16 protein-coding genes are annotated in these 12,336 nt (G+C 31.6%); 5 read left to right on the plus strand and 11 right to left on the minus strand.

The genetic code is table 11. The features are described 5' to 3' along the window. The 4 genes from VOI25_RS12260 to yaaA all read left to right on the plus strand — a co-directional run bounded on the left by VOI25_RS12260 (position 1) and on the right by yaaA (position 3,731). A complete protein-coding gene (locus tag VOI25_RS12260; protein WP_323789374.1) occupies positions 1-189 on the plus strand; it encodes a hypothetical protein in 189 nt (62 codons plus the stop codon). Positions 190-283: 94 nt separating this feature from the next. Beyond that, on the plus strand, positions 284-1,468 hold the full coding sequence (locus tag VOI25_RS12265; RefSeq protein WP_323789375.1) for a glycosyltransferase family 9 protein: 1,185 nt from the start codon (positions 284-286) through the stop codon (positions 1,466-1,468). Then, a complete protein-coding gene (locus VOI25_RS12270; RefSeq protein WP_323789376.1) occupies positions 1,437-2,840 on the plus strand; it encodes a DUF5672 family protein in 1,404 nt (467 codons plus the stop codon). The genes VOI25_RS12265 and VOI25_RS12270 overlap by 32 nt, the downstream gene beginning before the upstream one ends. A 132-nt stretch (positions 2,841-2,972) precedes the next feature. Beyond that, the gene (gene yaaA, locus VOI25_RS12275) at positions 2,973-3,731 is read left to right on the plus strand and encodes a peroxide stress protein YaaA (RefSeq protein WP_323789377.1); all 759 of its coding nucleotides are present in this window, start codon (positions 2,973-2,975) and stop codon (positions 3,729-3,731) included. Here yaaA and VOI25_RS12280 read toward each other — a convergent pair whose 3' ends face one another. Continuing rightward, complete coding sequence (locus VOI25_RS12280; RefSeq protein WP_323789518.1) at positions 3,732-3,857, minus strand: 30S ribosomal protein THX; 126 nt, start codon at positions 3,855-3,857, stop codon at positions 3,732-3,734. A 37-nt stretch (positions 3,858-3,894) separates the two neighbouring features. On the opposite strand from VOI25_RS12280, the gene VOI25_RS12285 reads away from it, so the two are divergent. Then, positions 3,895-4,572 carry a uracil-DNA glycosylase family protein gene (locus VOI25_RS12285; protein ID WP_323789378.1) on the plus strand — a complete coding sequence of 226 codons (678 nt, stop codon included), beginning with the start codon at positions 3,895-3,897 and terminating at the stop codon, positions 4,570-4,572. A 17-nt stretch (positions 4,573-4,589) separates the two neighbouring features. On the opposite strand, the gene VOI25_RS12290 is transcribed toward VOI25_RS12285, so the two are convergent. The 10 genes from VOI25_RS12290 to VOI25_RS12335 all read right to left on the minus strand — a co-directional run bounded on the left by VOI25_RS12290 (position 4,590) and on the right by VOI25_RS12335 (position 12,199). Next, positions 4,590-4,760 (minus strand): hypothetical protein, encoded by a 171-nt coding sequence (locus VOI25_RS12290; RefSeq protein ID WP_323789379.1) that lies wholly within the window; start codon positions 4,758-4,760, stop codon positions 4,590-4,592. A gap of 3 nt (positions 4,761-4,763) precedes the next feature. Next, positions 4,764-5,237, minus strand: a complete 474-nt coding sequence (locus tag VOI25_RS12295; RefSeq protein WP_323789380.1) for a DUF1572 domain-containing protein — start codon at positions 5,235-5,237, stop codon at positions 4,764-4,766. 11 nt (positions 5,238-5,248) lie between these two features. Continuing rightward, the gene (locus VOI25_RS12300) at positions 5,249-6,055 is read right to left on the minus strand and encodes a hypothetical protein (RefSeq protein ID WP_323789381.1); all 807 of its coding nucleotides are present in this window, start codon (positions 6,053-6,055) and stop codon (positions 5,249-5,251) included. A gap of 242 nt (positions 6,056-6,297) precedes the next feature. Beyond that, positions 6,298-6,903, minus strand: coding sequence for a Crp/Fnr family transcriptional regulator (locus tag VOI25_RS12305; RefSeq protein ID WP_323789382.1), 606 nt, complete (start codon positions 6,901-6,903; stop codon positions 6,298-6,300). A 118-nt stretch (positions 6,904-7,021) separates the two neighbouring features. Further along, on the minus strand, positions 7,022-8,101 hold the full coding sequence (locus tag VOI25_RS12310) for a serine hydrolase domain-containing protein (RefSeq protein WP_323789383.1): 1,080 nt from the start codon (positions 8,099-8,101) through the stop codon (positions 7,022-7,024). A 94-nt stretch (positions 8,102-8,195) separates the two neighbouring features. Beyond that, positions 8,196-9,200, minus strand: coding sequence for a transglutaminase domain-containing protein (locus tag VOI25_RS12315; RefSeq protein ID WP_323789384.1), 1,005 nt, complete (start codon positions 9,198-9,200; stop codon positions 8,196-8,198). 16 nt (positions 9,201-9,216) lie between these two features. Further along, on the minus strand, positions 9,217-9,900 hold the full coding sequence (locus VOI25_RS12320) for a carboxypeptidase-like regulatory domain-containing protein (protein ID WP_323789385.1): 684 nt from the start codon (positions 9,898-9,900) through the stop codon (positions 9,217-9,219). A 166-nt stretch (positions 9,901-10,066) separates the two neighbouring features. Further along, positions 10,067-10,582, minus strand: coding sequence for a DsrE/DsrF/DrsH-like family protein (locus VOI25_RS12325; RefSeq protein WP_323789386.1), 516 nt, complete (start codon positions 10,580-10,582; stop codon positions 10,067-10,069). A gap of 36 nt (positions 10,583-10,618) precedes the next feature. Next, on the minus strand, positions 10,619-10,933 hold the full coding sequence (locus tag VOI25_RS12330) for a TusE/DsrC/DsvC family sulfur relay protein (protein ID WP_323789387.1): 315 nt from the start codon (positions 10,931-10,933) through the stop codon (positions 10,619-10,621). Between the two features lie 21 nt (positions 10,934-10,954). Next, positions 10,955-12,199, minus strand: a complete 1,245-nt coding sequence (locus VOI25_RS12335; protein ID WP_323789388.1) for an FAD/NAD(P)-binding oxidoreductase — start codon at positions 12,197-12,199, stop codon at positions 10,955-10,957. Between the last annotated feature and the right edge of the window lie 137 nt (positions 12,200-12,336).

A 12,336-nucleotide genomic window follows, 5' to 3' on the forward strand; every position in this document is an offset into this window, starting at 1 on the left:
ATGAAAAGAAGAGATTTTATAAAGAGAACGGGACAAACATTATTGATAACTTCGGTAGCAAGTATTGTAGGTGTTTCTTGTTCTTCAGATGATAGTAATGATAATGGTATGTTTGATGATGGCTATTACAATGATGGTTATTACGATGACGGTTATTATGATGATGGTTATTACAATGGAGGTTATTAAAACCTATCCTTTATAATAAAAAAATATTAAAATTTTAGTAAACTTCCTTTAAGCCCATAAGTGCAGAAAGGAAGTTTTTATTTATATACAATTTATGTCTGAAGACCGTTTAACAAAGAACACGTCAATTCTGGTTTATAAAAGTTATGGAGGAATAGGAGATATTTTTTTCACAATTCCTTCACTTTATTTGCTGAAACAAAAGTTCTCTAAAGTAACTTACGCAACACAGCCTAGACTAGTTGATTTATTCCAAAAGCATTTAAAAGGAATTATAGTGTTAAACGAAAATGATGTTAATGAAGAGGACTATAACGACATTATTGAACTTGGGAATTATCCTAAGTTTAGTAACGATTTAGAAAAGAAACCACAGATAACCTACCACACACATAAAAAAGTAAAACAACATTCTATTGAGCATTATAAGGATGGCATAATTGCGCAGTTTCCAGAAATTAAAAAAACAAATGAACCTTATCCTTTTTTTAAACAGACGAATTCCCAAGAACTATACTATACAGTTCATCCAGGAGCAGGATTTCTGTTGAAGGCTTGGCCAATTGACTATTATGCAAGGCTCATTGAACAAATACATGATCATTTTCCAGAATTAAAAGCCAAAATAATTATTGGTCCTAATGATCCAAATCCAGAAGCATATTTTAAAAACCCTAACATAAAATATGATCTTATTACAGGTGATATTGATGAGGTGGCAGAAACTGTTTCCGCTGCATTTTTTCATATTGGAAACGATGCCGGAATGACCCACTTAGCAGGTGCTTTTAATATACCTATTTTAACAATTTATGGCCCAACTGGTCCAGGTTCTTGGGGCGCATTTTCAGAACAAGTAGAACTTATTTGGGGAAAGCATGGCAATTGTAATTTAAAATGCAATTATGAGGTGATTTTAAGTTGTGAAGATCGTGTTTGCTTGAATAATGTTAAACCAAAAACCATGTTTTTTAAGTTGCTTAGGCTACTGAGTAAAATTACAGATTCAACTTCAAATCTATATCAATTGCATCCAGAATTTGAAATTATTATTGAGGATGATCATTACATATTTAAAGATAAAACTCAAGAATATTTATTAGAAATTAAAGATTTTGAAAGTCGAAAATTCTTAGCAAATAACTTGACAGATACTGATATTAATATTGAAAAAATGCCAACTCAGTTTCAAGAAACTTTTAACGCTTTGCAACAATTAGAAGTATTTGTGCAATACCCAAGTATAGATGTCAAGACTAATACACAAAGGCATGCTTAATTTAGATAATGTAACCTTATTAGGTATTGATTGTGTTGCCCTTGATCGGTTAATTTTTGCTGCAGATATTTCAGAAAAATTCATTCAGTTCAAGCAAGTAAAACTACTTACACATTTTGAGAGCAATGATCAGAGAATAGTAAAGATTCCTCAAATTAAGTCAATTGAAGCTTATAGTGAGTTTATGATTAAAGACCTCTATAAGTATGTTGAGACCGATTTTGTATTGATTATTCAACATGACGGGTTTGTGCTAAATCCAAACCGATGGTCTGATGCCTATTTGGACTATGATTATATAGGAGCTCCAGTATTCTGGGGAATGGGTAATGGTGGTTTTAGTTTGCGTTCAAAAAAATTATTGAACATTTTAGCTGAAGATGACTCGATTGTTGAGCATAATCCTGAAGATTTAAAAATATGTAAAACCTATAGACCGCAATTAGAAATTAAAGGGATCAAATTTGCTCCAAATGAAATTGCTCAACGGTTTAGCGTTGAAAATAATTCATGGAATGGTCAGTTCGGATTTCATAATGCCGATATTTCACTTTGGGATAGTTCAAAATTTATGGACGAATCAAAAGCAAGTCCTTTTACAAAGTCGCTTCAAATTGAAAATAAGAAAGAGGAAACCATTAAACTAACGTATGTAGTTCAGTTTTACGTTGAAGATGCTCAAAAAAATCCTTTACCCGAATTATTAGCCATTTATAATACCTATAGTAGAGATATTTTAAAGCATATCCATTTTGTGTTTGTCGATGATAATTCTAAAATTCCTATTGAGATACCTGAAACTATTATTTTAAACTATACGCTTTTAAAAATCACATCAGATATTCAATGGAATCAAGGAGGTGCTCGAAATTTGGGTGTTGAGCATGCTAAATCTGAAAACTTGATTCTAACAGATATCGATATTTTATTTCCTGAAAACTTATTGGGAAGACTTTTACACTACAAGCTGCCTAACCAATCTGTTTTTAAGTTTAAAACCATTTCTAGTTTAAAACCAATAAGAGCACATGATAATGTCTTTTTTATAACTAAATCTATTTTCATGAAAACTAATGGTGTCGATGAAGAATTTTGTGGCCACTATGGTTATGAAGATATTTTCTTTTACCACCAACAAAAAGCACTTGGTACAAAATTTTACATTTTTGGGTATTCAAATATTGTGCATAAAGAACATAAGAATTCTAAGGAAACAGAACATTATACTTTAGATAGAGATCTGAAAATCAATGAAACATTGATGGAAAATAAATTGGCGATAATAGCATCCTCAGATAATCCTTTAGATGCAAGAAGTGAATTATATCTCAATTTTGAATGGGTTTTAATTTCAGAACAATTATTTTACTAGAAGCTTATAGGTTTTATTTATCGTCATATTTATTTTTGTATTCAAAATTTAATACAAAACTAAGTTGACCGTTGTATCTTTAGGCAACAGAAAATAAATATTGTCATTCAACGAGTAAATAATAAATAGTTCATGAAATTAGTATTGTCTCCAGCAAAATCATTAGACTACGAAAGTAAATTACCTACAACTAAAACGACTGAAGCTTGTTTTTTAAGTGAAGCAGAGCGATTAAATAAATTGTTGAAAAAGAAATCTGCCAAGAGCTTATCTAAATTAATGCATATTTCAGATAATTTAGGACAGCTAAACTATGAACGAAATCAAGAGTGGAGTTTACCTTTTACTAAAGATAATGCCAGACCAGCAGTTTATGCTTTTAATGGAGATGTTTACAGAGGCTTAGATGCTTATACAATTGATACTAAGAAATTAGGTCAATTACAAGATACAGTTCGAATTCTCTCAGGATTATATGGCGTTTTAAAACCATTGGACTTAATGCAGCCTTACCGATTAGAAATGGGAACTAAATTTCCTGTAGGCAGAAAGAAAAATCTATATGAGTTTTGGAGAAAACAAGTTACTACAGCTTTAAATGATGAATTAAAGGATGACGAATTATTCTTAAATCTTGCTAGTAATGAATACTTCAAGGCTATAGATACTAAAGCTTTAAAAGTTCCTGTGATTGATGTTAAATTTCAAGAACTAAAAAACGGAAATTATAAAACCATTGCTATATTTTCAAAATTGGCAAGAGGTTTAATGGCTCGATATATTATCGATACAAATGCCAAAACTATAGATGATATAAAAGGATTTGATTACGATAATTACAGGTTTACAGAAGCTTTATCTTCAGAATCAGAATTAGTATTTACGAGATAATTACTTCCTTTTATTTGGGTTGATTTTATCTTCGGTTTTTGGTCGTTTTTTTATTCGTGGTCGTCTAGCACCAAAAGTACCTTTGTGTATTTTTCCTCGTTTAGATTTTTTATCACCTTTTCCCATGACTATATCTTTTATATCTTTATAAGATAACAAAACTATGTTTAAACACCAACATCCATACCAACCATTTATTAATTTAGATACAACCAAATTGATTGTTGGAACATTGCCTCCTCCACGTTTTTCTACAGGTGAACTGTTAGAGAAAGATGTCGATTTTTGCTATGGAAGCTACTACAATTCGTTATGGTTATTTATTGATAAGATTCATAACCTGAGACTGCGATATGACAAATCTCAAGACGCAATAAATGAGCGAAAAGAGTTTTTAATTACACATAAAATTGGTGTTTGTGATATTGTTGAAAGTGCAGAGCGTGAAAAAATTGACGCGTCAGATTTAGGTATGAAACATATTAAACTTCGAAATATAATTGGTTATTTAAAAACCTATCCAAACATAGATACCTTGTTATTTACTGGTGGAAATAGTAAAAACGGTCCTGAATATTTTTTTAGAAGACATATCAAGGATTATAAAATCAAATTTGAGGTTGTTTCAAATGAAGTGCCTAGAATTCATCGATTTGCTATGCCTAAGGAAAAGAATGAAGCACATCTGGTGCGAACAATCAAAACTGTCTCACTAACTTCGGGATCTGGTGCAGCAAATATTTCAATAAGTAGATTGCCATTGTACAAACAATTGAAAGCTAAAAATCCAGATTTTAATACCTTTGATTTTCGAGTGCTGCAGTATCGCGAGTTTTTTTAGAATGAGACTAATAATTGCTATCCTTTTTCATTATCTTTATTTTGTTTATTCATGGTGAGACTAAGTCCAGCACCAATTGCAACACCAACACCAAGCCATAAGCCTAAATTATTTGTTGCAACTCCAACAGCGGTACCTATAGCTATACCTAAAACGATTCCCATTGATTGTTTTCTTCCTTTTTTCATAGTTTACTTAATTTCATTAACCATTTTTTTAATCAAAGAGAGCTGACCAAAATGGTAATATCCATGTTCGATTAATCCTTCAATATTTCGTCTATAAGAACCAAATTTCTCGTCGACAAAAGTTGATTCTAATTGGTCTTCAGACATGGATTCAATGTAATCAGCAAATATTTCAGCATTTTTAAGAAGTTTTGATTTTAGGGAGTCCCAATCCTCTTTCGAATTAATTTCTGGAGCATCAAAACTGTATTTATCTCTAATATCTAAAGTGCCTCCTTCAAAAACTTGCAAAACACCAGCGAGATAATAATTGATATGAAACGTTAATATTTCAATGGTGTTAAGTGACCTAACTTTTTGATTCGCTTGTTGCCAATTCACATCAGAAAGAAGTTCTTTATAATTTGTATTTGCAATCCATTTTCCATTTAAGAACAAGGCTCTAAACCGATGAGCTAACTGTGTTGATGATTCCATATTGTTACTATTTACGATTCAACTTTTGGGTATCCCATTATGTAGTAACCCAAGTTTTTTCCAGTTGATTTTTTAGCGTCTTCAATAACCCAAATATAAGTATTGTCTACTGCTTTTGGCAGTAAACTTTCGACGTCTTCAAAAGTATAAGTCCGCATTAAAGAGGCTTGTCCGTCCCAAGCATAAACCAAAGGAATTATTGGGATGAAATACGTAAAAAGTATTTGTGTAAGCGATAATGGTCTTACAAATAGGGTCATAAACAAAGACATTATGATTAATATAACTAGTGAAATAGGAAGAAGTAACCACCAGATCAAAGTTGGGATGGTATTCTTTGCAATTTCGTAAATGAGTATAGGACTTTTATTATCTTGAGCAGATTGAAGGATTTTTTTGGCGACATCAGGTTTCATATGATGAAAACTTGCAATCATAGTTTTTAATCCTTCAGGAGCATTGTCAAAATTTGTTGCATTTAAAGGTGTCTCTTGATAGTGGATATGTTCGAGTTTCTTATCGTTAATTTTATGAACAGTTTTTTGATGTGGATACAAGTCTGTTAATACCAATTGTAAGCTATGTCCTTTTAAGTTTAAACGATGTATAACATCTAACATTGGACCACCAGATCCAGATCCTAAATCAATAATTTGTGAAAATTCACTTTTCTTTTTTATTTCTAAAATTAGACTGGCAATCACTTCAGATGTTCCCATAAACCGATGGAGTATAAGAATGAGATTGGTTATGCTCGACCTTACAAATTTAGGGAGCCAACTATAATCTTCAAACTCAAATAATTCTAGTCGTTTCATAATATCTGTTAATTGATTTATAATATATTAATTATTTTTTATGTGACTATAAAATTGGAGTTTTGTTTTGGCAATTTAGATGGTTTCAAGGTTGGGTTTTAGACATAAAAAAAGCGCAAGTATTTTTACTTGCGCTTTTTTAGCTATTAATCATAGGGATGTATAAAGGTAATATATATATCTAATAAGGCTGCAAATATATGGTAGTCAGTAGTTAAAAAAATTGATGTATGATAAGAAATTTAATTTTGTGATAAATCTTTTCTTATTCTACTAAGACTTTCTGTTGTAATTCCTAAATAAGATGCAATATGATAGTTTTTTATAGATTTTTCTATGTTAGGATAAGTCTCTATAAAATTTAAATAACGTTCAGTTGCTGTTTGTGATAAATTAGATAATATTCGCTTTTGGAAGGCAGCAAATGCACGCTCAAGCTTTTTTCTAAAAAAAGTCTCGATTTTTGGGATTTTCAAATAGAGTTTTTCTTTATCCTCATTAGAAATACGATACATTATTGCATTTTGAATAACTTCAATGGTCATTATGGCTTTAGATGCTGAAAAAAATGCTGTGTAGTCACTTATCCACCAATCTTTAATTCCGAATTGAATGGTATGCTCTTTACCAAGTTTATCGATGTGATAACTTCTTAGACAGCCTTCTAAAATATAATATTGATGATCTACTCTATCATTCGCTTTTAAGATGGTATCGCCCTTTTTAAATTTAACATGATAAAATACAGATTCTATCATCTTAATCTGCTCTTCAGAAAAAGATAAATCCTTAAAAATCTCCTTGATTTTTGAATTATCAGAACGCATTTTTAAAATAGCTAATTTCATCTTTAAGATACGAAAAAGCTTTCAAAAGAACATACAAGTGCCGACGTTCTCAATAAAAACTAGTTTATCTGACACTTTTAGTAAGAAAAAAATTGAACACGAGTAAGCCTAGGTTTATTTATTCTTTTTGTTGAGAGATATCAATTAGTTGTCCAGCTACTGTTGACACTGCAGTTCCTGATCCTGAGGTGTTAGACATTACTGCAATTACAGTTTTTAAACTAGGGACTACAAACAGTTGGGTAGAAGATCCGGTTTGTGCTCCACCATGCCCAAAAATAGAACCTTCGTTAGGTTGTTTTCCATACAGGAAGAAACCAAAGCCATAACTATTATTTACTTTTTCTAAGCTGTGATGTTGTGTCATAAGACCTAAGGATTCTTCACTAATTAGAGTATTGTTAAGTAAAGCATTACCAAAAAGCAATACATCTGTTGTTGTGCTGTAAAAACCACCACCAGGTATTCTGTTACTAAGGTTATTAGGTGTCGCTTTTTTTAATTTTCCCTTGTTTTGTTTGTGATATAACGCTGAAGCATTTTCTCGAGTTACATCAAATTTTTCAACACCTGTATTGATCATGCCAGCTGTGTCCCAAATATTCTTTTGCATATAGGTTTCGTAAGGCATGCCAGAAACGTTTTCAATTAACAATCCGAGTACAACATAACCATAACTTGTATAGAAAAATTCTGTTCCTGGTTCAAAACGTAATTTTCTATCCTTAAAAACATCATAAGCCTCTTTAAGCGAATTAAAGTCAGTTTTGTTTTCAACTTCTTTACTATTTTTATAAGCACTAATTCCTGAGGTATGAGATAAAACATGTTTAGTGGTTATTTTGATATCTCCTTTCTGAATAAATTCTGGAATGTACGTGGCAATAGGTTTGTCAAGATCTATTAGTCCTTTTGCAACAAGTTGCATAACCGCTACAGCTGTCATAGATTTTGCAATAGAAGCCGTTCGTACTTGAGTATCTAAATTGAATTTTTGTTTTTCATCTTTGTTTGCATAACCAATAGCAGACTCCCATAAAATCTCTCCATCAACCAAATATCCAGCCGATGCTCCTATAACATGTCCATCATTATAGAGACTATCTAATAATACCTTTGAATTTTCAGTTCTGGTTTGCGCAACAACAACTATTGAAAAAAGAAAAAGAAAGATTCTACTAAAAACGGACTTGCTCATTGTAAATTTTTTTAAATTGACTAAAGGAAACAAGTTAAGTTTTTTATTATTAAGGTTAAAGCAAGCTGAGATATTAATTATGGAATGTGATGATCTAAATTTTAGTAACATCAATAGTATAGGTTGCAACAATATCATTATTAATTTTTAAATGAACATCTTGTAGGCCCTTCTGTTTAAATTGATGTTTAAATTTTATCACTCCATTTTCAGTTTTAAAATCATAAATTTTTAAAATGGTTTGATTTTTCTTTGAAAGCTTGACTAACGAAATTTTGTCGGTAGATATTTGTTTTGAAGATTTAAAGCTAAATACTACTTCAGTATTTTTCATGGCTTTAGTTTTCATTTTTTCTGGGAATACAGGTATAATTTGATGTTTGAAAGTGTCATCATAAACTAGTGGGCCTGAAACAAATTCTTCTTCTGTCAATACATCATGTAGTAACCATTTTTTACGCAATGGATAATGATTTTTTGCAAATAAAATTGGATCGGCTAAAAAATAGCCCTTGTTGAAATCTTTTACAAACGTTGTTCCTGATAACATATAGCCACTAGACCATGTAGCATCACTTAAATACCATTTATTATTTAATTTCACGGCATTCCATGAGTGGTTTGGAGCTTCAAGTTCATCAACGTTTGAATCTACAGATCTCGCATATCCATCTACAATTACACATTCTAAGTTCGCTAAAAAACATAACTCCTTAATTAAATAGGCATAGCCCGTACACATTGTTTTTTTGTGCTTTAATAAGGTCTTAAAAGCAACTCTTTTGAAACTCTCATTCCAAGCCATAAAAGCTATGCTATCATTTAGAAGTTTTCTTCTCATGAGACCAACTTTATTATACTGATTTACATCTCCAGTTACATTATTGCAAACCCAATTGTAAATTGCTCTAAATTTCTCTACATCTGTTGAAAGTTTTGAAGTGAGATTATGGGCAAGTGCAGGTAGATTATTTAGACTAGCATCAGTATTAAGACTAGCAATATTATCTGCTCTGGTAAAATCTAAACTTTTAAAATCTGATAGTTGAGCAAAGGATATGTGACAAACGAAAACTAGAAACATTGTAATTTTGTTCATGGTAATCTAGTTTGGATTATTTGTTCTTTTTAGATGTATATACTTCTTTTACCGCTACTTTACCCATGACTATGCATGCGTCAAATTCCATATCTACTTGTAGTTGGATTTTTGTTGCTGAATGGTCATTATCTATCACTAATTTTTGGGATTTAAATCCGAGATAACTAAAAATTAAGACATCACCTTTTTTAAGTTTTTTTGGAAACTCAAAATTACCATCAAAATCTGTTTGAGTTCCTAATGTTGTCCCTTCTAAAATGATATTAACTCCAGCTAGTGGAAGTGAGGCTTCAGATACATTTCCTTTAACAAGAACATCTGTTTCGTTTGTTTTAATAGTAAATTTAGAAGCCTCATTTTCTGAATCTTTCGTTTGTTGTTTAGCGTCTTGTGCTTGCATTGAACCCAAAGAAAAAAGTGAGATACAAGCTAATCCAATACCACCAAAAAAGCTAAGTTTTTTAACGTGTTTTGGTTGGCTATTAAGGGATGCTAATTGGCTGCTTTTAAACCTTCCACAAGTGTTTTTGTTTGTTCTGTTTTTAAAGTAGTTAATAGTTTCTTGTGCATTCATTTTTGTGAAATCAATGACCTCTTTTTCACAAGAGGAGCAAAATCCACCTTTTGCAGTAGACTTAAATTGGTTGAAGTTTTCTGAACAAGGTGTTTGAATTTCTAAATTGAGTTGGTTTTTCATGATATCATGGTTTACATATTATTATACATCAAACCTAGATATCTAAAAGCTTCTATGAAATGAATAATTAGTAAACCAGACTTTTCAATGAGTAAAGTTAAACTGTCAATGAGGTAAAAAAAAACCACCTTGATTCAACAAAGTGGTTATGGGATAAGTATTGAAATTATATGAATAATAGCTGAGTACTATCACCTTCTGCTCGCGTATAGAAATCGCCAACTGTTAATACACCATCTAAATCATCAATTAATTTGTTTTCATCTAAATGGAACATATCCATTGCCAATTTACAAGCCCAAAGTTTAGTGCCAGAAGCAGATAAAATCTCTAAAAATTCACCAACAGGTGGAATATCAAGTTTTTCCATCTCAGATTTCATCATTTTAGTCGCTAAGGCTTCCATACCAGGTAATCCACCAAGCATTGTAGGAATATGCATTCCTGGATTGCCAACAGTGGCTACATGTAAATTCTCTAATTTCTTTTTGGTGATGGCTTCGAGACCAAAAAACGTAAAGAAAATTTCAGATTCTATGCCTTCCATTCTGGCACCATTTGCCAGTATAAAGCAAGCATAAACATTGTCTATTGTTGCTTTAGAAAGAATAAGCATCATTTTTTTTATTGGTTTTTTCTCGTCTTTTTTATTCGTTCTTGGACTTTCAACAGTATTTTCCATGAGATTGTTATTTTAAATATTCAAAAGGATTAATAATTAAATGCAACTAACAGGTTTTGGAATACCAGCAATTCTACTAGATATTTTTAAAGGTCCTTTTGGGAACAGTTGATAAAATTCTTTAATACTAACCACGCCACTTTTACCTATTTTTCTAATACTTAAAGGAACTTCCTTTCTACATTGGTCTTGTAAATAAGTTATGACATCCCAATGTTTGTCGGTCATCACAATACCTTCTTCTTGAGCAATTTCTGCTCCTACATCTTTTGTCCATTGATTTAAATCGGTTAAATAACCTTGCTCGTTGCAGGTGACACAGAGTTCACCATATATTTTTTCTACTACCATTACTTTTGTTTTTAGTTATTATTAAGTTGTTTTTTCTATTTGCTTACCTGCGTTTGACATGGTTGCCGAAACAAATGGGATATGTTTTCCTTTAATAAGCATATTCCAATAAATCCATTTGAACGCTAATTTCCCCATATGATTCATGTGAGTTTCTTTTAATAAACTCAATGGTCCAACTCCAGGAAATGGGAAGGTTCCTTTTACTGGTTCTTGATTGTAATTAAAATCTATGAGTAGTGCTTTACCATGACCAGTTTCAATAAAACAATTAGCATGACCATCAAATTCTTGTTTGAGTGCTTTGCCCTCGATGAAGCGCAAAATGTTTTCAGTTAATATTTCTGCCTCAAAGTGTGCTACTGAGCCAGCCTTAGATGCTGGAAGATTTGTGGCATCACCAATAGCAAATATGTTTTCTTTTACTGTAGTTTGAAGTGTCGTTTTATCTGTTGGAACATAATTGAGTTCATCTCCAAATCCAGAGCGTTCAATCATGTCATCTCCCATATTTGTGGGAACTGTCACCAGAAGATCATATTCTATTTCTTCTTCGGCATAATCAACAATCTTTTTGTTTTCGCCATCCACGTGTTCAATATTAAAATCTGAAACTACTTTTATGTTTTTTTGTTCTAATAAATAATTTAGAGCTTCTGTTGCCTTTGGCTTTGTAAATGCGCCAGACATAGGTGTAACATAAGTGATTTCTACTTTGTCACGCATACCTTTATTAATAAAATAGGAATCGGCTAAAAATGCAAATTCTAAGGGCGCTACTGGACATTTTATGGGCATTTCAGAAATGTGAACAACCAGTTTGCCACCTTCCCAATTTCGGAGTTTGTTACGCAAATTCTTCGCGCCTTCATAGGTGTAAAAATCAAAAACTGAATTGTGCCAATGATCTCCTAACATACCTTCAATTTCTTGAGGTGCTATGTTTGTACCTGTTGCAATGATGAGGATATCATAATGAAGTAGGTTACCATTTTTAAGTTGTACAAGATCATTTTCCTTATCAATCTTATCTATTTTTTCCTGAATTAAATGAACTCCTTTTGGTATGAACTTATCTATTCTCTTTTTGACGTCTTTAGTTTTGTATAGGTCAAAAGGCAGAAACAAAAAACCAGGCTGATAATAATGCGTTTCTTCTTGATCAACAATGGTAATATTCCAGTCTTTTTTTGGAAGTGTTTTTCGAAGATGATTCGCCATCATTGTTCCCGATGTTCCTGCGCCTAATATGAGTAACTCTTTCATTGGTATTGTTTTATGATATAAAGTTACATACATGTACCGATTATAAATATGACATTTGTCATGATGGTATGTAACTAATGTTACATAATACAAGCCTTCCCGAAGGTTTGGGGTATAAAAAAACCACTTCAATTAGA

The sequence above is a fragment of the Psychroserpens sp. genome, from assembly GCF_034670085.1.
Lineage (GTDB): Bacteria > Bacteroidota > Bacteroidia > Flavobacteriales > Flavobacteriaceae > Psychroserpens.

Bases quoted from the DNA above. Each gene is read 5' to 3' on its own strand.
- VOI25_RS12260 (WP_323789374.1), top strand. From the start codon at position 1: ATGAAAAGAAGAGATTTTATAAAGAGAACGGGACAAACATTATTGATA.
- VOI25_RS12265 (WP_323789375.1), top strand. From the start codon at position 284: ATGTCTGAAGACCGTTTAACAAAGAACACGTCAATTCTGGTTTATAAA.
- VOI25_RS12270 (WP_323789376.1), top strand. From the start codon at position 1,437: ATGTCAAGACTAATACACAAAGGCATGCTTAATTTAGATAATGTAACC.
- yaaA (WP_323789377.1), top strand. From the start codon at position 2,973: ATGAAATTAGTATTGTCTCCAGCAAAATCATTAGACTACGAAAGTAAA.
- VOI25_RS12280 (WP_323789518.1), bottom strand. From the start codon at position 3,857: ATGGGAAAAGGTGATAAAAAATCTAAACGAGGAAAAATACACAAAGGT.
- VOI25_RS12285 (WP_323789378.1), top strand. From the start codon at position 3,895: ATGTTTAAACACCAACATCCATACCAACCATTTATTAATTTAGATACA.
- VOI25_RS12290 (WP_323789379.1), bottom strand. From the start codon at position 4,760: ATGAAAAAAGGAAGAAAACAATCAATGGGAATCGTTTTAGGTATAGCT.
- VOI25_RS12295 (WP_323789380.1), bottom strand. From the start codon at position 5,237: ATGGAATCATCAACACAGTTAGCTCATCGGTTTAGAGCCTTGTTCTTA.
- VOI25_RS12300 (WP_323789381.1), bottom strand. From the start codon at position 6,055: ATGAAACGACTAGAATTATTTGAGTTTGAAGATTATAGTTGGCTCCCT.
- VOI25_RS12305 (WP_323789382.1), bottom strand. From the start codon at position 6,903: ATGAAATTAGCTATTTTAAAAATGCGTTCTGATAATTCAAAAATCAAG.
- VOI25_RS12310 (WP_323789383.1), bottom strand. From the start codon at position 8,101: ATGAGCAAGTCCGTTTTTAGTAGAATCTTTCTTTTTCTTTTTTCAATA.
- VOI25_RS12315 (WP_323789384.1), bottom strand. From the start codon at position 9,200: ATGAACAAAATTACAATGTTTCTAGTTTTCGTTTGTCACATATCCTTT.
- VOI25_RS12320 (WP_323789385.1), bottom strand. From the start codon at position 9,900: ATGAAAAACCAACTCAATTTAGAAATTCAAACACCTTGTTCAGAAAAC.
- VOI25_RS12325 (WP_323789386.1), bottom strand. From the start codon at position 10,582: ATGGAAAATACTGTTGAAAGTCCAAGAACGAATAAAAAAGACGAGAAA.
- VOI25_RS12330 (WP_323789387.1), bottom strand. From the start codon at position 10,933: ATGGTAGTAGAAAAAATATATGGTGAACTCTGTGTCACCTGCAACGAG.
- VOI25_RS12335 (WP_323789388.1), bottom strand. From the start codon at position 12,199: ATGAAAGAGTTACTCATATTAGGCGCAGGAACATCGGGAACAATGATG.